18 protein-coding genes are annotated in these 21,510 nt (G+C 45.3%); 2 read left to right on the forward strand and 16 right to left on the reverse strand.

Translation table 11 applies throughout. From position 1 onward, the window contains the following. Positions 1 to 20: 20 nt before the first annotated feature. A complete protein-coding gene (locus AACQ42_RS00490) occupies positions 21 to 1,457 on the reverse strand; it encodes an FAD-binding protein (protein ID WP_094165228.1) in 1,437 nt (478 codons plus the stop codon). Beyond that, on the reverse strand, positions 1,454 to 2,290 hold the full coding sequence (locus AACQ42_RS00495) for a TauD/TfdA dioxygenase family protein (protein WP_088721339.1): 837 nt from the start codon (positions 2,288 to 2,290) through the stop codon (positions 1,454 to 1,456). The genes AACQ42_RS00490 and AACQ42_RS00495 overlap by 4 nt, the downstream gene beginning before the upstream one ends. Before the next feature lie 335 nt (positions 2,291 to 2,625). On the opposite strand from AACQ42_RS00495, the gene AACQ42_RS00500 reads away from it, so the two are divergent. Continuing rightward, on the forward strand, positions 2,626 to 3,516 hold the full coding sequence (locus AACQ42_RS00500; RefSeq protein WP_047690555.1) for a LysR family transcriptional regulator: 891 nt from the start codon (positions 2,626 to 2,628) through the stop codon (positions 3,514 to 3,516). 45 nt (positions 3,517 to 3,561) lie between these two features. On the opposite strand, the gene AACQ42_RS00505 is transcribed toward AACQ42_RS00500, so the two are convergent. The 14 genes from AACQ42_RS00505 to pilM all read right to left on the reverse strand — a co-directional run bounded on the left by AACQ42_RS00505 (position 3,562) and on the right by pilM (position 18,848). Then, positions 3,562 to 6,177: an ExeM/NucH family extracellular endonuclease gene (locus tag AACQ42_RS00505; RefSeq protein ID WP_094165230.1), complete on the reverse strand. Its 2,616-nt coding sequence runs from the start codon at positions 6,175 to 6,177 to the stop codon at positions 3,562 to 3,564. Positions 6,178 to 6,483: 306 nt separating this feature from the next. Beyond that, positions 6,484 to 7,248, reverse strand: a complete 765-nt coding sequence (locus tag AACQ42_RS00510) for a substrate-binding periplasmic protein (protein WP_088718007.1) — start codon at positions 7,246 to 7,248, stop codon at positions 6,484 to 6,486. Positions 7,249 to 7,403: 155 nt separating this feature from the next. Then, complete coding sequence (gene trpS, locus AACQ42_RS00515) at positions 7,404 to 8,420, reverse strand: tryptophan--tRNA ligase (RefSeq protein WP_013855895.1); 1,017 nt, start codon at positions 8,418 to 8,420, stop codon at positions 7,404 to 7,406. Between the two features lie 154 nt (positions 8,421 to 8,574). Then, positions 8,575 to 9,261, reverse strand: coding sequence for a phosphoglycolate phosphatase (locus AACQ42_RS00520; RefSeq protein ID WP_026027427.1), 687 nt, complete (start codon positions 9,259 to 9,261; stop codon positions 8,575 to 8,577). Positions 9,262 to 9,356: 95 nt separating this feature from the next. Further along, positions 9,357 to 10,031: a ribulose-phosphate 3-epimerase gene (rpe, locus tag AACQ42_RS00525; RefSeq protein ID WP_013855893.1), complete on the reverse strand. Its 675-nt coding sequence runs from the start codon at positions 10,029 to 10,031 to the stop codon at positions 9,357 to 9,359. Positions 10,032 to 10,143: 112 nt separating this feature from the next. Continuing rightward, positions 10,144 to 10,974, reverse strand: a complete 831-nt coding sequence (locus tag AACQ42_RS00530; protein WP_013855892.1) for a Dam family site-specific DNA-(adenine-N6)-methyltransferase — start codon at positions 10,972 to 10,974, stop codon at positions 10,144 to 10,146. A gap of 69 nt (positions 10,975 to 11,043) precedes the next feature. Further along, a complete protein-coding gene (locus AACQ42_RS00535; RefSeq protein ID WP_094165232.1) occupies positions 11,044 to 12,543 on the reverse strand; it encodes an AAA family ATPase in 1,500 nt (499 codons plus the stop codon). 48 nt (positions 12,544 to 12,591) lie between these two features. After that, entirely contained in the window at positions 12,592 to 13,680 is a 1,089-nt protein-coding gene (gene aroB, locus AACQ42_RS00540; protein ID WP_094165234.1) for a 3-dehydroquinate synthase, read from the reverse strand. A 24-nt stretch (positions 13,681 to 13,704) separates the two neighbouring features. Then, a complete protein-coding gene (aroK, locus tag AACQ42_RS00545; protein ID WP_010317691.1) occupies positions 13,705 to 14,226 on the reverse strand; it encodes a shikimate kinase AroK in 522 nt (173 codons plus the stop codon). A gap of 186 nt (positions 14,227 to 14,412) precedes the next feature. Then, the gene (locus AACQ42_RS00550) at positions 14,413 to 16,128 is read right to left on the reverse strand and encodes a type IV pilus secretin PilQ (RefSeq protein WP_017047273.1); all 1,716 of its coding nucleotides are present in this window, start codon (positions 16,126 to 16,128) and stop codon (positions 14,413 to 14,415) included. Positions 16,129 to 16,151: 23 nt separating this feature from the next. Beyond that, a complete protein-coding gene (locus AACQ42_RS00555; RefSeq protein ID WP_013855888.1) occupies positions 16,152 to 16,673 on the reverse strand; it encodes a pilus assembly protein PilP in 522 nt (173 codons plus the stop codon). Beyond that, positions 16,660 to 17,253 carry a type 4a pilus biogenesis protein PilO gene (locus AACQ42_RS00560; protein ID WP_013855887.1) on the reverse strand — a complete coding sequence of 198 codons (594 nt, stop codon included), beginning with the start codon at positions 17,251 to 17,253 and terminating at the stop codon, positions 16,660 to 16,662. The genes AACQ42_RS00555 and AACQ42_RS00560 overlap by 14 nt, the downstream gene beginning before the upstream one ends. Beyond that, positions 17,246 to 17,848, reverse strand: a complete 603-nt coding sequence (locus tag AACQ42_RS00565) for a PilN domain-containing protein (RefSeq protein ID WP_017047271.1) — start codon at positions 17,846 to 17,848, stop codon at positions 17,246 to 17,248. The genes AACQ42_RS00560 and AACQ42_RS00565 overlap by 8 nt, the downstream gene beginning before the upstream one ends. Next, positions 17,838 to 18,848 (reverse strand): type IV pilus assembly protein PilM, encoded by a 1,011-nt coding sequence (gene pilM, locus AACQ42_RS00570; RefSeq protein WP_094165236.1) that lies wholly within the window; start codon positions 18,846 to 18,848, stop codon positions 17,838 to 17,840. The genes AACQ42_RS00565 and pilM overlap by 11 nt, the downstream gene beginning before the upstream one ends. A gap of 149 nt (positions 18,849 to 18,997) precedes the next feature. Here pilM and AACQ42_RS00575 point away from each other — a divergent pair, with 149 nt between their 5' ends. Beyond that, positions 18,998 to 21,496 (forward strand): penicillin-binding protein 1A, encoded by a 2,499-nt coding sequence (locus AACQ42_RS00575; protein ID WP_094165238.1) that lies wholly within the window; start codon positions 18,998 to 19,000, stop codon positions 21,494 to 21,496. The last annotated feature ends 14 nt before the right edge of the window (positions 21,497 to 21,510 follow it).

Here is a 21,510-nt window from a genome sequence, read left to right on the forward strand (position 1 = left end):
TTCACTCTCGGTTAAAAAGTTTATAGGCCAGCCAACAGTTCAGCCGCGTGCGCAAGCGACGTGAAAGCCGCAATATAACCATCAGGGCGGATCAGTAAAGCCTGCCCCTGGTAGAATGAACTCTCACTCCAATACTGCCCAGGCTTCGCTTGATCGTACAGATGAAGGCAACGCACAAACGGAGGAATTTCTGGTGGTAACTCCGCATCGCCAGTTAACAGAAGCGTAAAGGAGCGGTAATCTAGCCATTGGTAAAAACGGCAACTCTGCTGATCGCTATGCATCTCAAAGTCATACACTCGAGAACCGTTTAAGCCACCATTGCCATACCCAATGCCCATACCTGTGATATTACCAGCTCGCTGTTCAACGATTTGTACATAGTCCTCCGCATGGGTTCCTCGCGCAGAATATTTAGTTGCACGCACCAATGCACCAGAGCTTTCAATCACGCTGCGAGCCACTGGTTGGCGCTCAGCCTGATAACTGTCCAGCAGCGTAGTTGATGCCTGACCACGCAACACCATATTGAGCTTCCAGATCAAATTGAACGCGTCAGCAACTCCGGTATTGAGCCCTTGGCCGCCATTGACCGAATGTATATGGCAGGCATCTCCTGCTAGAAAGACCCGTTGCTGGTGGTCATACCGTTCTGCAACAGACTCCTTAACCGAGAAATAAGAAAACCACTCAACCTGCTTAAACGTCAGTGAATGCGGCGACATTGCTCGGTTAATGCGCTCGATAACCTCTTGCTGAGTAAACTCTTCGGTGTCCATACGGATATAAAAACGATCCAAATCACCTTCACGTGGAATCCAGGCAACATCTGACGTCTCAGCCTGAAATACGATGATTTCTGGCACTTTCGGAAAATCTGACTCAATAACACCATCAATCACCGCCCAGATAATTTCTGGTCTCTCGATTTCAAATGGAATCGAAAAATGCTGACGTACAAAAGAGCGCCCACCGTCTGCACCAATCACGTAACGTGAACGAACTCGCTCGCCACTGCTCAGTTCCGTCACGCAGCCTTGCTCATCAACAGTGATATCGACCACAGATAAACCACGGCGCACGGCCGCGTTCTGCGCTTTGACTGCACTATCTAGCGCTTTTTCAATATGCGCTTGCCCCAACATCAAAAAGTGAGGATAGAAGCAGCCTTGCAGCGCTGTCCACCAATGAGACTGGCGTGACAAAAATTGACCATCAGCCCATACCGAACTGGTATTACAGGGTTTGCCTTGCACGTAAAGTGGCTCAAATAAGTCAACTATATCAAGTAACTGCAGAGTTCGAGCATTAAGTGCATCGGCCCGTCCAACCACCAGTGGCCCATTAGATTTATCAATAACTTGTGAGTTCAGACCGCAGCGCTGCGCTAAATAGTGGCACATAATCCCAACAGGGCCTGCTCCAACGATCATAATATCAGTGTGGTAATCACTCATCGGTAAGACTCCAAACTCGGGTTATCAAACGGTGGATCGCTTAGCACCTGAACTCGACGGATATGACGTGGGGTATGCGATAAAAAGCTTTCTCGACCATGCAGTAAGTTAAAGTTATCCGTAATGACCACATCATCATTTTGCCACTCGTGAGCATAAAAATGACGAGGGTCATACAGTGCGTCACGTAAGCTACGGTGGAACTCAGCTATTTGCTCACTATCAATGCCACTAAAGGTCACATTTGGTGGGTTTAGCAGATCGCCACGTTCAGCGAAATGCGGTTCGGCGTAACGAATGACCTCGTGTGAGTGATAGGGGTGTTGAGCAATAATCGGGGAAATGGTGTGACTGCAATAGAACTCCATCTCTCGCTGGTAATGCCCCGTGACTTTTCGCCATAATGAGCGCTGCTGTTCGGTTGCGTTCTGTAGCACCTTAGTAGTATGAGTGAAGGTCGTCCGGCCGCCTTGTGCTGGCAATGGCGCCTGAACACATTGAAATATCTGATATTCAGGCACTTGAGGACGGAACATGCCATCCCAATGCAGCGGCATATAGCTACTATCAAAAATATGGTCCTTTGGCTGATCTTTTTGAATTAGATCTAACACTTTGCCAAATGGCCAAATACTGATCTCTCCCCATTGCTCGCAATATTCCGCAAATTGCTCGGCCTGTTCAAAGGCTTTAAATCCACGTATCAATACCAACTGATGCTCAATAAATAGTTTACGCAGTAGTGCTATTGGTACTTCGCTAATGGGAATTTTTAATCCATTTGCTTCTATTTTTACTCCAAAAGGATGGAGCTTCGTGACCTGATAATTCATCACCCGTTCCTTTAAATTAATTTTTAATAAAACGTTAGAAATAAAACAACATTGCATCCATAATTTTCGAAAATTCGGCTGGATAATATTAAAAATATTTACACAATATTGATATTTATAAGATTGACATTGCTAATTTAATTATTAATCCCAGTTTATTTAGGAATAGATATCTCAATAGTGCCATCATTCAGAAGAAATTTATTATTTACCCGTATTTAAAGGAAACCAAAATGGTTTATATCTCTCTAATTAGAGCTGTCATTATTTGATGAATGACAAAGGTTGACTAGATAACAAAACAAGAACGAAAGGTTACCAATAAGGGAACAATTATGTTGAGTGAGTTAAAACGTATTGCCATTTTTAATAAAGTGGTTGAATACGGTTCGTTTACCTCGGCTGGTGAATCGTTAGGCATAGCAAAATCGAAAGTGAGCGAGCAAGTTAGCTTGCTAGAATCACATCTTAACGTACGTTTGCTACATCGCTCTACCCGTAAAGTTAGCCTAACGACTGAAGGGCACGCATTTTATCAACATACCAATGGCCTCTTACCGCTGGCAGAAGACGCGCTACGGGCCGTCCAGCATTTTTCTACCGATGTGGCAGGCGTGATTAGGATCGGTACAACCATTGATGTCGGCAGCTATATTTTAAGTCCGCTGATTTCAACATTTTCTGAGAGTTACCCCAATGTGCTGTTTGATATTCAACTCGAAGATGGTTTACAAGATCCAGTAGCCACACAATTAGATGTGCTGATCAGAATGGGTGAACTGACATCTTGCTCAATGGTTGGCCGCGAATTAATGCCTTTTAAAATGGGGATATACGCCAGTAAAAAATACTTAGCGAGTGCACCTTTATTAAGGAAACTACGAGATTTAGAGCAGCACCCATGGGTTGCGTTAACTTTATTGAATCTTCCTCAAGATAAAGTCACGCTAATCAATCCAAAGGGAGTGAGATGCGACATCAAAACCCGCCCGAAACATATCTGCAATGCGCCGCTTGGTGCGATGTCAATGGTACAACAAGGCATGGGGATCGGCTTGATTGCCAATTTTCTCGCTGACGAAATTAATGATCCTAACCTCGTCAGGCTTTTTCCAGATTATTATCTATCAGATAACACCATGAACATTCTTTACCCGAGCCGTCACCACCTTGCGCCACGAGTAAGGCTATTTATTGATTATTTAATTGAAAAAATCCGAGCGTGAGCAAAACAAAAACGCCCCGTCAGTTAACGGGGCGCACTTTAAGCCTTAACGACGACGTCGCCACATACCAAAGCCGAGTAATGAGAAGAGTGCTCCTAGGCCGAATGAACCGCCGTAGATGTTCAGTTCTAACACGGCAGGATCATGATCAGATGCGCGGAAATGATCTTGATATTTGGGCAAATCACCTTTGAATTCACTGTTGTAATCAAACAGTGTCGATTCACCGCCGTTGATATGCCAATCGGTCGCATCCACCACTTTGCCTTTCAAGCTTTTGCTGACTAGCAAATGATCCAGTGCGCCAACTTCATCATTAAATGAGTAACTCCAGCTCTCTGGGTGTTTTATCGCCACAGCGTTAAGGTACCCATAATTGTGAGTAATCAACGCGCCATCATCACCAAACTGAGGAGTACCTGCAATGTAAGTATTACGTGCCGCACGAATGGTTTTGCCATACTTCTCTGGGCTGTAGTCCGTCAATACGAGCATCGGGTCTTCCATACCGTAAGAGTTCATATCACCCAAAATGACTTTATGCCCTTTTATTTTTTGTAACGCTTCACCTAAAGCAACTGCAGCTGCGACACGGAATTGTTCACATGCACCTTGAAAATCAAGATCTTTGCCGCCTTGCCCACCTTGTTCAACTGGTGCGGCATCTTCCCAACATGCCGAGCCTTTGGATTTTAGATGGTTAACCGCGACGGTAATTTTCTCATTACCACCTTTGACTTTGAAGGTCGGTGCAAGCGTGTCACGCTGGTAATTTTTACCATCTTCAATCACTTTGCCTTTGTCATCCAACACTTCAGGTGCTTGTTGGCTTGGCATTGGAATTACACGATTTTCTGTCAACTTCACCACTTTTTCACGATAAATCACTCCTGTGGTGATCACATCCGTGCCAATAGAATCAAGTTCATCGGTCACGCCATCATTATTTGAGTCAATCGCGACAAAACGGTAATGCTTTTTCTTATCCGAGATCTGGCTGTTGATCTGATTGACCAATTGCGCAATCGCCGAACCTGCACCGAAACCGTTATTCTCAATTTCCATCAAACCGACAATATCAGCATCCAAACGTACAATCGCATTGACGATCTTCGCTTGCTGCAGTTCAAATTCTGCAAGGTTATTAGCACCACGATTATCACCATGCTGATTTGCATCACCGCCAAACGGCGAGTTGAAATAGTTAAGCACGTTGAATGTGGCAATGCGCAGATCGCCTTCATCGATATCCGGTTTCTCGCTGCGAGGATCATTGCGCACGAAATTCTCTTGGTTGAGCGAATTGGTCACAATCAGACGATATTCGTTGTAACCGTATGAGAGCACACCTTCTAAACCTATGATGCTGTCATCAATGCGGATGTAATCTTCCGTCGAACCATTTTGATCAATATCACTGCGACCAAACTCTGGGTAGTACGGAATTTGGCCATCGGCGGCTTTCGCATCTGATTCAATAAACAAGCGGCGCTGCGCGTTTTCGATGCTCTGCTGTTTGGCTTGCTCAGAGCCCGCAGCGAATAGCTGGTTCGGCTGCATGTTAATACGACCTTGCGCTAACACCATGTTATTGCGACGAGAAGCATAGTCATAACCAAAGGTACGCGTCACACGCATATCCAGCTCTGGTGTGGTTTTTACCAGCATGCCTTCATAACGCTCTAATGTGTGCTCAAAGTTCTCATCGGTGGACAAAATCTCTATCGCGGTCGCTTGTGGAGCCTCTTGCTCACCTTGTTTTAGCCATTGGTTGTTTTCGACTTTAAGCTGTGTGAGGTTGTAATACTCCTGTACTTTACCTTTCACACAAACCACATCCCCCGGTTTTAAACTTGAGCTTGATTGATCGGTAAAAACAAACAAACCTTCAGAGGTATTTAAGTTGTAATCATCTTCCAACGCTTGCAGATAAAAACCTTTAGTCAATCCTGTGGTAATGGCACTCACGACACCTTTGACAAAATATTCTTGGTCGGTGATGTAAGGGTAGCCACTAATAAAAGGAGAGGTTTGCCCTTCACCTTGGATCGCTTGAATAGAGGTAAAGGTGGGTTCAGATCCCTCTTGAGTACAGGTAAATTCAGCCGGTGGCTCAACGGCATCGAGTGCGCCTAACCCTTCAATATTATCCTTAGTTAGCGCACTCCACTGCGCAGCTTGATAAGCCACTGAAGGCGTAAGGCTATCGCTATTACGCACTAAAGTGGTGTCCTTGCCCCAGTTAATGCCGCCCATCACTCCCAACACATCATGTACGCTACCATCACTGTTTAGCAGCGCCACCGGATCATCACCGTTAAAATTAATCACCGAGCCATCATTTTCATCACTCACCGCTTGGATAGCACTATTGGCGCTGGCATGAGAAATCACTAACACATCGTTCGCGGCAATTACTCGCCCAGTCAGGGGCAACTGTGTATCCCAGTTCCCACCGCCATTGCTTGATTTCGCTAAAATGAAATTGTCTAAACTGACGGATGCATTGCTAGTGTTAGCAATTTCGATGGCCTTATTGAAGCTGCTGCCTTCTACATACTGAGAAATAATAATCTCAGCTTGAGCTGATACAGCCAATGTGGAGCTTATCGCCGCAGCGAGTAATGTTCGGCCAAAGGGTTTAATTCGTGTCGATTCCATTGTTCACCTCTTTCCCTGCTCTGTAACCGAAGTGGTAAGCAAGGTGTTGTAAATCACGTTTATAAAGGGGATTGGTTCCATTTGCGCGTACAGTGTTGTGTTTTTAAATGAAAGATAAAAACATTCACCATTCATATCGAGATCAACATCGCATAGCTAGAGCAAATACTTGAACTAAGCGCAAACTTTCAACAAAGAAGGTAAAGGGGGTTTTCGACAGTGATATTGCAGTGAGGTGAAAAGTCTTATTTTTCTAAAAAGAAAAGCAAACAAGGTGCTCCGTACACGACAAACACCTTAGTTTGATTATTGTGGCTGGCTAAAAGAGAGGTAGCGATCAAAGACCGCCTGCGCGCGACCAGTTTGCTGCGCATCGAGAAAATAGTCATTAAGCTGATTTAACAGCGGCATCGAATTTTCTAAGCTACGGCGAACTTGCACGTGGTACGGCTTGTTTCTAGCGAGAAAATGATGAACGATTGGCCGATCAATTTTATATAGACCCAACTGAATTCCACCATAAATGGGTTCAATTTCACTCACAAACCAATCACACCGCTCTTTTTGCAGCATATTCAACGCTTGCTGTACGGAATTTAAATAGAGAGAGGGTTCTCTAGACAGTGCAAAATTCTCATAATTAAAGCCATTAACTCCGCATAATACGCCATCAACGGATGGGTCTTTTAAATCTTCATGGTTGTCTGGCAGCGTAAAATAACCGAGTTGGATCGTATAAAGCGGGACCGAAAAATAGCTGTACTCAGCCCTTTCTGCGCGATAACTTGCATCCCATGTCAGATCGCAGCGACCGCGCTCTTGCGTCAGTTCATGTTGGACTCGCGCCCAAGGCATAAAATAAAACTGGTAATCGATGTTGTGAGATTTTAATGCGTCCAACACCAGCGTTGTGGCTGAGCCAGTCAAGGAATCGGCTTTTTCTTGATACGAGCTCCCCTGCCAATAGGTGAACGGGGGCCAAACATTCACATCACCAACACAAATACGAACTGGCTCTGCGGCGGCGGCACTACAGATGAACATCAATCCTAATAACAGCAGTCGTCTCATGTTCAAAACTCATCATCATGGTTATGATTTAAAGTGTAGACCTAAGCCTACAATACAAAGAGAAAGATCAAATTTGATTAAGCAGAAGTAAAAAATAAAGCTAGGAAAACCTAGCTTTATTTAATGCAAAAAGAGTTAGATTATCGCAGGAAAAACTAAGGACGCTCGACAAACCCTACCGCTTTAAATGCTTTTTTCAAGGTGATCGCAGCGCGGGCCGAGGCTTTTTCTGCACCAGCTTTCATTACTGAATCAAGATACGCGCGATCTTCTCGAATGCGCGCGTATTCAGCTTGTACAGGCTCCAGCATGGCAACCAACGCTTCGCCAACATCTTTCTTGAAAGGGCCGTACATCTCAACACCTTGATATTGCGCTTCAATCTCAGCAAAGCTTTTGCCTGTCGCCGCAGAGTACAAACTCATCAAGTTGGAGATGCCCGCTTTGTTTTCGGTATCAAAAGCGATGCGCGGTGGCGTTTCAGTATCTGTCTGAGCCTTATTAACCTTCTTGATAATCGACTTTGGATCTTCCAGCAAAGTGATGACATTCTTACGGTTATCATCTGACTTAGACATCTTTTTCGTCGCATCTTGCAGGCTCATTACTCGCGCGTTCACTTGAGGAATGTAAGGCTCTGGAATGGTGAAGATCGGCTTTTCAGGACTATAGATGTTGTTAAAACGAGTCGCGATATCTCGCGCAAGTTCTAAGTGCTGCTTTTGGTCACTGCCCACGGGTACTTGGTGCGCGCCATAAAGTAGAATATCGGCCGCCATCAACACAGGATAACCGAATAAGCCCGCATTCACATCGTTCGCATAACGTGCTGATTTGTCTTTGAACTGAGTCATGCGGCTCAATTCACCCATCTGCGTGTAGCAGTTGAGAAGCCAACCCAATTGAGCATGCTCTGGTACGTGTGACTGAACAAATAGCGTGCTCTTTTTAGGGTCAACACCAACTGCAAGACAGATTGACAATGCATCTAACGTGGCTTCATGCAGTGCTTTCGGATCTTGACGAACCGTGATCGCATGCAGATCAACCACGCAGTATTGACAATCATAGTCATCTTGCATCTGTTGCCATTGACGTAGAGCACCCAAATAGTTACCGATACTTAGTTCACCTGACGGTTGAACACCACTCAATACAATGGGTTTGCTCATAGGGATGATTTCCTTGCTACTTAAAATGAGATAAGACTGAAAATGTCTGTGAAAAAAACCGCGCTTATTCGCTAAGTGATACTTGATTTAGCGATAACGCGGTTTATGCAGTGTACTCATTGACGAGTATTTTACTAGCGCATTGTGTGAACTTTTATGCTGAAACTCGCAACACATCAAGCAATTGGTCGATACAGTCCGCCACGTAATCAGGGTTGGAAGCTGAAATGGGCTCACCGTGATTGTAGCCATAAGTCAAACCAAACGAATAACAACCCGCATTTTTAGCCGCTAAAATATCGTTTTTCGAATCCCCAACCATCAACATTTCCTTGGCCGTTAGTTGATGTTTATCCAATAGCCAGTTAAGCGCCATTGGATCAGGTTTTTTGATCGGGAAGGTATCACCACCAATCACATCACTAAAAAAGTGCTCAATACCATGTTGTACCAATACGTCAGGTACAAACTTAGACGGTTTATTGGTCACCAAAGCTAATGTGAATCCAGCACTGTGTAGCTGCGCTAAGGTTTCTTTCACTTGGGGATATAAATGGCTCAGTTTATGGCCCGTTTGGGCATAAAATTCATCAAAACGCTCACGAGCGGTGGCTTTGATCTCATCGCTAAGATCAGGGTTGATGGTTAAACTTTGGCTAAGTGAGCGAGCGATCAGCACATCTGCACCATTGCCGACGTAATCACGCACTTGCATTTCTGATACTGATGAATAGCCTAACGATTGTACCGCTTGGTCGGCGGCTACGGCTAAATCTGGCACGCTATCGAGCAAGGTACCATCGAGATCAAAGGCGATTAATTTAATTGAGCTTAAAGACATCTTAACTTCCGAATAATAGACAAGGGGCACAAAGCCCCTTGTTGCGTTATAAGTATGTTGCGTAGTGATTATTGAGGTGTAGTCAGTATTATGACTTAGCGCGCCACTTTGGCTAATTCTGCGCGCATCTCATCAATCACCGTTTGGTAATTAGGTTGACCAAAAATAGCCGAGCCTGCGACAAACATATCTGCGCCCGCTTGTGCAATTTCACGAATGTTATCGACTTTGACCCCACCATCAATCTCAAGGCGGATATGACGACCCGATTGCTCAATCAATTGACGCACCGCGCGCAGTTTATCCAACGTATGCGGAATAAAAGATTGACCACCAAAACCAGGGTTAACCGACATCAGCAAAATGAGGTCCACTTTATCCATAATAAATTCGAGATGCGCAAGTGGCGTAGCTGGGTTGAGCACTACACCCGCTTGGCATCCGTGCTCTTTGATCAATTGCAATGTGCGATCAACGTGATCAGAAGCTTCCACATGAAAAGTGATCATCGAAGCCCCTGCCTTGGCAAAATCAGGAATGATGCGATCAACTGGTTTCACCATCAGGTGAACATCAATCGGTGCCGTAACACCATAGTCACGCAGCGCCTTACAAATAGGAGCACCAAAGGTCAAGTTGGGAACGTAGTGGTTATCCATTACATCAAAATGGACAACGTCTGCCCCAGCGGCAAGCACTTTCTCAACATCTTCGCCAAGACGAGCAAAATCTGCTGAGAGTATAGATGGGGCAATTAGGAAATCTTTCATACCTGACCTCTTAGGCTAGTGGGCGCAAATGCGTGATGAGCAAAATTCGCCCGCAATTCTACCTAAGCTGGCCAAGATATCCTAGCGCGACACCCGATTTAACTACGAAATGTTAACCTTCGCATTCCGCTGTATTGAACAGCGCCAACAACTCATCGACTTTGTTGCGCCCTGCTCCATTACGGCTAATGGTGCGCTTAACCTTGACCACGTTAAGTTCTGCACCATGATATAAACGGCGCGTTAACTTAGTGTCATGATTGGAAATCAGTACCGGTATGCCACGATCATTGGCGGCTTTTTCGGCAACATCGGCCAATGAGGCTTGATCATCCAATGAAAAGCCATTACCAGAATAAGAAGTAAAATTGGCGGTAGTAGAGAGTGGCGCGTATGGCGGATCGCAATAGACAACACAGCCCTTGCGAGCACGACGAAACGTCTCTTCGTATCCTTCGCAAATAAAGGTCGCTTTCTTGGCTTTCTCGGCAAAAAACTCCAATTCTGCTTGCGGGAAATAAGGCTTTTTGTAAGAACCAAAAGGCACATTGAAACCGCCTTTTTTGTTATAGCGACATAAACCATTAAAACCAAAACGGTTCATGTATAAAAACGCCAACGAACGATACAGTACATCATCGGTTTTATTGAACTCTTTGCGAATATCGAGATACGCTTCTTTACGGTTGTTATCGGCCGTGAACCAACGCTTAGATTCGGTGATGTACAGTTCAGGTTGATCTTTGATCAGGTTGTACAAGTTGATGAGATCAGGATTGATATCGGCCAACAAATACTGTTCAAAATCAGTATTGAGGAACACAGAGCCAGCACCAACAAAGGGTTCAACCAGTTTACGCGCTGGCGGCAGGTGACGTTGAATCTCTTCGACTAGGCCATACTTACCACCAGCCCATTTAAGAAAGGCACGCTGCTTCTTCATTTACTGCTCTATCTTTCAACCACGAAATAAGGCTGCGGAATGTAACATATTTTTGCGTCAAGCTCAGCGTTATTTCGCACGATCAATCTCTCGCTGTACTTGGCTGAGTGATTTGGCCCAAGGGCCTTGCAATTGCAACGCTTTCGGTAAGGTTTCAACGGCATCACGCGCAAACTGGATGGTTGGATAATTACCATAGGTGATGATGTACCACTCCACATCATTGCGTGCTGTCGGATAAATACGCACCTTTTCTTGCAGCGCGTAGGTGTTAATAAAGTTTTGTGCTTCAGCAAGCGAACTGACCGCCGCTAATTGCAAAGTATAACTGCGTGGCGAGAAGGCTTTGAGTTCTTCTCTCGCAAAGGAGAAGGTGATTTTCGTTGGCGCAGCAGCAGTGACAGACTCACTTACTGGCACAGTTTGCGCCGTGCGGTTTTGTGCATCAGCAAGTGCATTATTAATCACTGACGTATCGGCTTTGGTCGAATTGCCTTCCAAAAGCGCATCCACAACATCAGACTCAATCACCACTCGTTGCTGATCGCTGTCAATTATGCCCACGCTCTCTGAATTCTCCATCACATCGGGTGGTAACGAACTGGAATCATCTTCAGCATCTAAATAACTCGGGTCACTTTTCGCAAGCAGCTTCCCATTATTGGTGGCGTCAGTTGCTGAATCATCGTTAAGCGTATTGACTGTTGGTGCAGCAGCATCCCCGAGCGTCGGAATCACCGTCTGCTCGAGTGTGCCTGTAATTTGCGACGCTTGCTCATCGGGTGAGGGCTGGGTAAATAGCCACCAGTAACCACCACCGATGATGAGCAGAAGCAGTAAAACCAAGGCAGCGATCTGCACAGGAGAACCGATAATCGAACGGATGATGATCCTTTTTTCCATTTTCTGCTCTCCTAATGCCATGATTTCCCCAGGCACGCGTTTCACCTTTTTGTAAGCGTTGCGTACGCGGCGCTCCATCTCATCGGGTACATAACGCATGACCAGATTTTCAAAAAAGCGATCCGCTTCTTCATTGCTTAGGGCTTCAATCTCAAGCTCTACGGGTTTATGCTCTTGTCCGTAGCTTAAACGAGTCAGCAAAGCATCAAGGCTATTAGCTTGTGCAAATAATACGACATTGATGGTCCACAATGGATTGGCTTGTGCTTCTAACACCAGCATCCATAGCTCAGACACTAAGGTTTCGGAGAGTAGATGAGCGTCATCGACAACAATCACCACATCACAACCGCCACCATCTAGCAGACGAGCTAAGCTGTCAGAAAGTGTATCATGAGGATTAAATAACGGGCCTGAAACGATTTGGGTAAGAATGGTCGCTCGACGCTGCTGGTCATCTTGATTGGGATGACACAGCAACAGCGATTGGTTTTTATCTTCGGCCCACGCTTCTAAATAACGCTGCGCTAACCAAGATTTACCAAAACCTAATCCACCACCAACGGTAATGACATTTGAGCCAAAATTGGTCAATAATTGCAAACGCTCAAGTAGCTCGACTTGCGAATCTAATTCCAATATACGTAATTCATTCGCCAAACTCATTAGGCCGTCCTACTGACAGACAACTGTCAAATTAGTATCAATGAAGATTTACAGGGTGCGGCAGAAGTCAATCGCTTGTTCAATGACCGCTTCGGGTACACCTTTCACTACTTGTGATGTACCAATACTGGTTGGTAGCACCAAACGTAGTTCGCCTGAAAGCACTTTTTTATCACGCATCATGTGTTGCATAAAGTCAGAAAACGACATGCTTTCGGGCGTATGAATCGGTAAATTTGCTCTTTTGAGTATAGAAACAATCCGCTCAACTTGCTGATCGTTAATTAAACCTTGTAACTGCGCCGTTTTAGCGGCCATCACAGTTCCGGTAGAAACCGCTTCACCGTGTAGCCAATTACCATACCCGAGCTGCGCTTCAATCGCATGACCAAATGTATGACCTAGGTTCAACAACGCGCGAATTCCCGACTCTTTTTCATCTTGAGCGACCACATCGGCTTTAATTTGACAGCAGCGAGCGATGGCATAACTTAGCGCTTGCTCATCTAAGGCATAGAGTTTATCGAGATTCTCTTCCAACCAGACAAAGAAATCATGATCGTAAATGATGCCATATTTGATCACTTCCGCCATACCAGCGGCAAATTCTCGCGCAGGTAAAGTCGCCAAACATTCAGTATCAATAATGACGGCTTTCGGCTGATAAAATGCACCAATCATGTTTTTACCTAAAGCATGATTGACCGCGGTTTTACCGCCAACGGAGGAGTCCACTTGCGAAAGCAGCGTGGTCGGTATTTGGATAAAATCGACTCCGCGCTGATAACAGGCTGCGGCGAATCCAACTAAATCACCAATCACGCCACCACCTAAAGCGATGATCACCACATCACGGCTGTAATTACCTTCCAGCAGGTAACTCATCACCGTGTTAAATGTATCTAAAGTTTTGTACTGCTCGCCATCTGGCAGTTCAAGCAAGGAGACGTTACAAGCATGCGGTGCAAGAAGGGCGAAGATTTTATCCGCGTACAAAGGCGCGACCGTTACATTACTGATGACGACGACTTTTTGTTTGGCCGATAAGAAAGAAAGGAGGGCCGGATCATTAAATAATCCGGCGCCAATTGAGATTGGGTAGCTACGCTCATCTAAACTGACCGTAATCCGTTCCATGGTTTGCACTCCAAAATAAAGAACTTAGGAATGTTCTTCTAGCATTTTTACGATCTCGTTGGCTACCACTTTTGCACCTTGATCGTCAGTACGAACCGTAAAATCAGCGATCTCAGCGTAAAGATCGTTACGTTCATCAGCCAAGCATTCTAAGACTTCACGTGGATTGTCTGTTTGAAGCAATGGCCGTTTTTTGTCACGGTTCGTGCGTGCAAGTTGTTTTTCAATCGTCGTTTCAAGGTAGACCACAATACCACGAGCAGATAAACGATTACGGTTTTCTTTACTCTTAACAGAACCACCGCCTGTTGCGAGTACAATACCTTGTTTCTCGGTTAGGTCATTAATTACAGCTTCCTCACGTTTACGGAAGCCCTCTTCACCTTCGACGTCAAATACCCATGCGATATCTGCGCCTGTACGCTCTTCAATGACTGTATCTGAGTCTAAAAACTCCATATGCAGTTGTTGAGCAAGATGTCTACCAATTGTACTTTTGCCGGCGCCCATTGGGCCAACAAGGAAAATATTGCGTTTCTCAGCCATGTTTAGCAGTAATTTACAACGTTAATTCAATGACATCGCCACAAGATTAGCCAGTATAATACTGACCGTTAAGACGCTCGTGGCACCTATTCCTCACAGATGATTCGTGATAAGACCCGAAATTATCTAGATATGGTGCCACTAATGCAACTTTATTTTTTAACCAATCGCAATATCAGCCGTAAGTTATTGAATGACGACTTTCGGTGTCACGAAAATCAGCAGCTCACTTTTGCCTACTTGTTCATAGGAACGGCGGAACAATGCACCAAGTAATGGCAAATCACCAAGTAATGGCACCTTATCCACCGTATTGTTGACGCTATGTTGGAATATTCCACCAAGGACCACGGTTTCTCCATTATTGACCAATACTTGAGTGCCAATACGCTGAGTATTAATTGCAACCGCTTCTCCCGTCCCTGTTTTTACAATATCCCCAGGCCTGTCTTGAGTGACACTGAGATCTAACACTAAACGATTATCCGGCGTTATCTGCGGCGTTACTTTTAAACTAAGCACCGCTTTTTTGAAGGCGACTGTCGTTGCCCCGCTGGAAGAAGACTCCAGATAAGGGATCTCCGTACCCTGCTCGATATAAGCGGGTTTCTTGTTAGTCGTGATCAAACGAGGGCTGGAAATGATCTCCGCTTTCGACTCACGTTGCAGCGCTGAAAGCTCTAAATCCAACAACATATCCGACCCCAACTTAGCCACTTGGAAGGCAATACTTGAGGCGTTAGCAGAGGTCGCCGCTAAGTTTACGTTAAGGAAGTCATCAACGGGCAATGTGCTTTCCCCCAATTTGCCCACTTGGAATAAATTACTTTCAATACTTCCGCCTGCGGTGTTGTTGCCATTGGTCGAAGTAAAGCCCCAGCGTACGCCAAGTTCATCCAAATTACCTTCGTTGACCGTAACAATGCGCGCTTCAATCTGTACCTGTTTGACCGGGATATCGAGCGATTCAATAATTTGGCGTATCACCACAATATTCTCAGCCAATTCGCGGATCAGCAGTGAGTTGGTTCGCTCGTCGATACTGATGGAACCTCGCTCAGACAACATGCTGACTGCCCCTTCGCCGCCAATCATCTGCGCAATATCAGACGCCTTAGCAAAATTAATTTTGATGATTTCAGAACGCAGATCGCCCAACTCTTCAGCCAAACGTGCCTTTTCAAGCTGCTGCTTTTCACGTAAATCCAATTCTTCTTTAGGTGCAACTAAAATCACATTGCCGTCAACACGCTTATCTAATCCCTTGACTTGCAAAATGATATCGAGCACTTGCTGCCAAGGCACGCCATCAAGCCGTAGCGTCAGGTTACCAGTGACCGAATCTGAGACGACTAGGTTAAACGCGTTATAATCTGCGATAAGCTGCAAAACATTTCGCACAGGAATATCTTGAAAGTTAATCGAGATAAGCTTGCCCTCTTTCTCAAGAATGCTCTTCGGCTTAGGTTTTTCTTGTTCTTTCAGTTTGCCAATCACCACCTCAAGGTATTTCCCTTTCAAGCTGTAATCATACTTAAACTCGCCATGAATGGTCGCCAGTAACTGTGTACTTGGCTCTTTGCGCAATACCTCGATACTCTCAACAACGGTTGCAAAATCTTTGACGTCCAAGACATACAGTTTCTCATTGGAGACATCCGTCTTAAGCAGTTCAATTTGTAAACCGTCAGCCACTTTCTGCACATTAACTACTGTCGAAGGTGATGCGAGTTCAACAATCAATACAGCGTCTTTGTTTTTATTGACTCGAAAATCAATGCCTTTAAGCTCGTTGGTCTGCGTCGTTTCTGCCGCCACACTTAGCCCTGCCACACTCAATAATAAGCCAAATAAGAGGCTCCGAAATACCATAGTCATTTGTGTCTGTAGTCCTTTAATCATAGTGATTTCTCTAAATTCAAATTCTATTTCAGAGCCAATTTGACGTTACGTTGATTCCAACAACCTAAGCCGTCTGGCAAGGTTTCATTGATCAGCAGGTAATTGGAATTAACTCGAGTAACTTTGCCGTGATTCAAACCTAAATATTGTCCCGCTTTCACGTTGACGACCTTGCCTTGGGGCGTTTGCACTAATGCCGATACCGCGCCCCCGCTACTCATCACGCCTTTTAATCGCAGTTGATTAAGCGGATAGCGCTCTAGCTGGCCATTTTTACTGCGAGCTGGAGGTTGCCAGCAGTCTGCCTTCACTACAGGCTGATTTTGTACAATCGCTTCTTTAGGCAGCACAAAAGGTTCGCGGGATTCATGTTGCGCATAATGAGCAACTTCAAATTGAATAATGGGTTTTAATTTGGAGACTTCTTTGCGTGCTTGCCCCTCAACCTGCTCCACATAAACCTTCAATGAATCTTGATTCGCCTTACAACCAACCAATACGCTGGTACTAAACAGCACCATCAGCAGCAGATTATTGTTTTTCATCGTCCACCTCTTGCTTGAATTGATAGGTATAAGCGCGCACCCTAAAATGTAACGTACTGCTTTCCTGGCTAACCCGTTGCCAATCAACATCATCGAAATTAATAATGCGGGGCAATTTCGCGATCGCCTCGGAGAAATCACCAATGTCGTGGTAATTCCCAGTTAATTCGATATTGAGCGGCAAACGATACAGAAACTCTTTATTCTGTTTTTCTCCCCAATCAATACGTGTAAAGGTTAACGCGTTATCTAGCCCTAGTTCATTGACCGATGCCAGCATGCTTGCGAGCTCTTTTTGCACGGGTAATTGGCGTAATAAAAAATCATAACGTTCGGTTAATTCATCCAGTTGAGCTTGCAACTGGGGTAAGGTAGCGGCTTTGCTGGCCTTAATCCGTAAGGTCGATTTCAGCACCTCTTCTTGCTGTTTTAAGTTCTGCAATTGCTCATTTTGAGGCATCAGGTAGAACCACGCGCCAACGCCTTGAATAATCAGCATCAACACCAAAATAACCAGCAGTTGAGGCAGCAACGGCCATTCAGCCATTTCATCCATATCAAGATCTTGAAAACTAGTCATGGACAGCTCCTGTAGGCCGAATCTTGGTTAGCACAGAGCCCTGTGGTGTCGGCGAATGAAACATAAATGACACTTTAAATGTCTGAAACTCCTTACCAAATCGCTTATTACCGTGCACGATAGAGTGCATGTTGACATCGGAAAGTAAGGCTGATTTTTCAAAATTATCGAGCATGGTCGCAAGACGCGCAGTGCTGTCACTGATGCCCGTAATTTCAATTTCTTCACCATTCATTTTGATCTTATCGACGTAGACTCCTTCAGGCATAAGCTGTGGCATCAGGTTCATCAACTCGGTGGTTTTATTGCGTTGGCTTTGCAATGACTCGACGACCGACAAGCGAGTTAATAGTGCCTTGTGTTCTTGTTCCGTCATTTTTAATGCATTGATCTGTTTATCAAGCTGCTGAATGTATTGATTCAAATAAGCCAAACGAGACTCTTGCTGCTGCGCTTGCCCAGAGAAATACAAACCGATACCCCATTGAATACCAACAGCGCTCATCACACCTAAGACGACCAAGCCCATAAAACGACGCTTATGCGCCGCTCTTTGTTCCTCTCGCCAAGGCAGTAAGTTAATACTATGCAACATGAGAAGACTCCAACCACTCAATACCACGCAGTGCAAGGCCAGCCGCGGTGCTAAAACTCTGCCCAGACTGCTTACCTCGCTGGCGTTTCGCTAACTTATTGTTAAACAGAAGGAAGGGATCGAGAATCTCGCACTCAAGCTTGAGACGCCGTGAGATCTCTTGCGCCAACATCGGAGTATCTGCGCCACCACCTGAGAGCCAAATGCCTGCTAAACTGCCCGCGCCATTGACGGAGGTGAAAAGCTGCAACTGACGTTGAAGTCGCTCGATCAACTCATGCACAAAGCGCTCGTTTTTATCGGCTAATTCCGCATTGGTGCCCGACATCGCGCTGTCTTGGGACAACCACTGACAACCGAGAGGGATCTCTTTATGAAAAGGGGCTTTATCAGTAAAATCAATACAGAGCGCCGTTTGGGTATGGCCCACATCCATGAGCATCCAATCGCTGCGATGTTGTGCCCTGCTCGCCAACTGCCAAATGTTTAACAAACTGTGTATTTGCACATCAACCGCGATCGGTAAAAAGCCCGCTTTTTGAGCCGCTAACGCACGGCTTTCCACGACGTCTTTACGAGTGGCGTAAACTTGATAACTTACGGTGCTACTGCGACTCACGCTTTTTTCCATCACTTTGACGAAATCGAGACTCAGTTCTTCTATCGGGAACGGTGACTGATGAGAAAATGCCTGATAAATAGCAAACTCTTTTTCACGCGCCTGCAGGTCACTATCTATCTGTAATACCTTACTTATTACCGCATTGTCCGGTACCGATATGGCGACTTTGCGACTAAATAGTGGTAAACCCTTTCTTAGTTCTTTGAGTTTCTTTACAATTTTCTGATAATCCAGCGTGTGGTTATCGGAGAATATGTCCTCAGTAATAAATAATTCTTTATAACCGACGAGTGCATATGAATCACCCGCTAGCTTTAACACCACCGCTTTAATACTATGGTGGCCAATATCTATACCCGTAACCAATGATTTACCCATACGGCTTAGCTCCAGTAACGCTGCTTAGGCTTAGCTCGATTTGCTTATTTTGAGGTTAAATAAGCCACAATTTATTTTTAGAGCTAAATTTTTAGCCTAGAGTACAAGGGTTTGCATAAGGGCAGCCTTAACTAAACAGGGATTATCCGGTGAAGTTCATAAAGCGATTGTTATTACTTTCATTGATTTGCATTATTCTTGGAGTCACTACGATATTTGGCTTCTATTTTTACGTGAAGCCAGACCTCCCCGATGTAGCGACTTTACGTGATGTACAATTGCAGACACCGATGCAGGTCTATAGTCAAGATGGCAAGCTCATCGCCCAATTTGGAGAAAAGCGCCGAGTTCCGTTGCGTATTGAAGAGATCCCGCCTGAACTTATCGAAGCGATTATCGCCACCGAAGATAGCCGCTTCTACGAACACTATGGTTTTGACCCAATTGGTATCACTCGTGCTGCGGTCGCTGTGATCGCCTCAGGTAGCGCTAAACAAGGTGCAAGTACCATTACTCAGCAGCTTGCTCGTAACTTCTACCTCTCTAATGAGAAGAAGATCATGCGAAAAATCAAAGAGATTTTTATCGCTATTCATATCGAACAATTGCTGACGAAAAAAGAAATCCTAGAGCTTTACCTCAATAAAATTTATCTCGGTTACCGATCGTATGGAATTGGAGCGGCAGCCCAAGTTTATTTTGGAAAAGAAGTAAAAGATTTAACGCTGAGTGAGATTGCCCTAATTGCAGGACTTCCCAAAGCACCTTCAACTATGAACCCTATCTATTCTCTAGATCGCGCGACTAACCGCCGTAACGTGGTGCTACAGAGAATGCTTGATGAGAAATACATAACTCCAGCGCAATATACGCAAGCTCGCTCTGAGCCCTTAATGTCGAAATACCACGGTGCTGAAATTGAACTTAATGCACCTTATGTGGCAGAAATCGCCCGTTCATGGATGGTGGAGCGCTATGGTGAAGAGTCGGCCTATACCTCTGGCATGATTGTCACCACAACGGTAGATTCCAAACAGCAGCAAGCCGCGAGTAAAGCTGCAATCAATAACCTACTCGCCTATGATGAGCGTCATGGCTATCGCGGTGCTGAAAAAGTAGTTTGGAAAGAAGGCCAAACGCCATTGAATGAACAGCAACTGGCCGAGCACTTAAATAATGAACCGACTTATGGAGATTTATTACCAGCCGTCGTTACCCACGTAAGCAGCCAATCGGCTACGGTTTGGGTTAAGAACCAAGGATTGCAGACCATTGAATGGCAAGGCATGAACTGGGCTCGCCGTTTCTTAACTGATTCTCGACAAGGACCGGTTCCGAGTACAGCGACGGAAATCATAGCCGCTGGTGAACAAATTTGGGTACGTAATCGTGCTGAATACAGTGATGAGCATACCACCGACGAAGTACCACAGTGGTACTTAAGCCAAGTACCCAATGCCAACACTGCCTTTGTTGCCATGAACCCAGAAAATGGTGCGGTACTGGCGCTGGTTGGCGGCTTTAACTTTGTGCACAATAAATTTAACCGTGCGACTCAATCGGTGCGCCAGGTCGGCTCAAGTATTAAACCCTTTATCTACTCTGCCGCCATCGATAAAGGCATGACCTTAGCGACGCTCATTAATGATGCGCCGATTAACCAGTGGGACCAAAGCCAAGGTACAGCATGGCGTCCTAAAAACTCACCACCGACTTATATTGGGCCAACTCGTCTTCGCGTTGGCTTGGCTCAATCCAAAAACGTGATGGCGGTGAGAGTGCTACGCGCTGTTGGGCTGGATGAAACACGTGAGTATCTCACTCGCTTTGGTTTTGATATTGACCAAGTACCACGCTCAGAAACCATAGCCTTAGGTGCGGGAAGCTTAACGCCGGTTAAGATGGCGCAAGGCTATTCCGTGTTTGCCAATGGTGGCTATTATGTTGAACCCTATTACATCAGCAAAGTTGAAGATCCCTTTGGCAAACTTGAGTATCAAGCCACACCAAAAGTCGTTTGCCAACAGCAATGCACCCCAGACACAAATGAGTTCGATGAGCAAGATGTTGCATCACACTATGCTCCACAAGTAATTTCCGAACAAAACGCATTTCTTGTCCGAGAGATGATGTACAGCAATATTTGGGGTGGCGGAAATTGGCGTGAAGGAACGGGTTGGAATGGTACAGGCTGGCGTGCACAAAAGCTGGGGCGTCGTGATATTGGTGGTAAAACAGGAACGACCAATGACTCCAAAGATGCGTGGTACAACGGATATGCACCGGGCATGGTCGCTATTGCTTGGGTCGGATTTGATGATCATAACCGCAACTTAGGTAGGACAACCGAAAACAGCAATGTAGATGACGATGGTGTATCCGGTGCAGAAGCGGGAGCAAAAACGGCACAACCTGCTTGGATTGATTTTATGCGTCAAGTACTGGTCGATGTGCCAGCGCAAGACAAACCCATTCCCGCCAATATTGTGCGGGTAAGAATCGATATCGATACCGGCTTGTTAACCAATAAGTTTGATTCAAGCTCGATGTTTGAATACTTCATTCAAGGCACAGAGCCAACCGAGTATGTCGCAGAGAGTGTCTCTGACAACATCTACTCTTCACCTACAGGTGAAGAGCTATTCTAAAGCTCAGTAAAAAG

The organism is Vibrio sp. V12_P9A6T4 (assembly GCF_963874835.1).
GTDB lineage: Bacteria > Pseudomonadota > Gammaproteobacteria > Enterobacterales > Vibrionaceae > Vibrio > Vibrio anguillarum.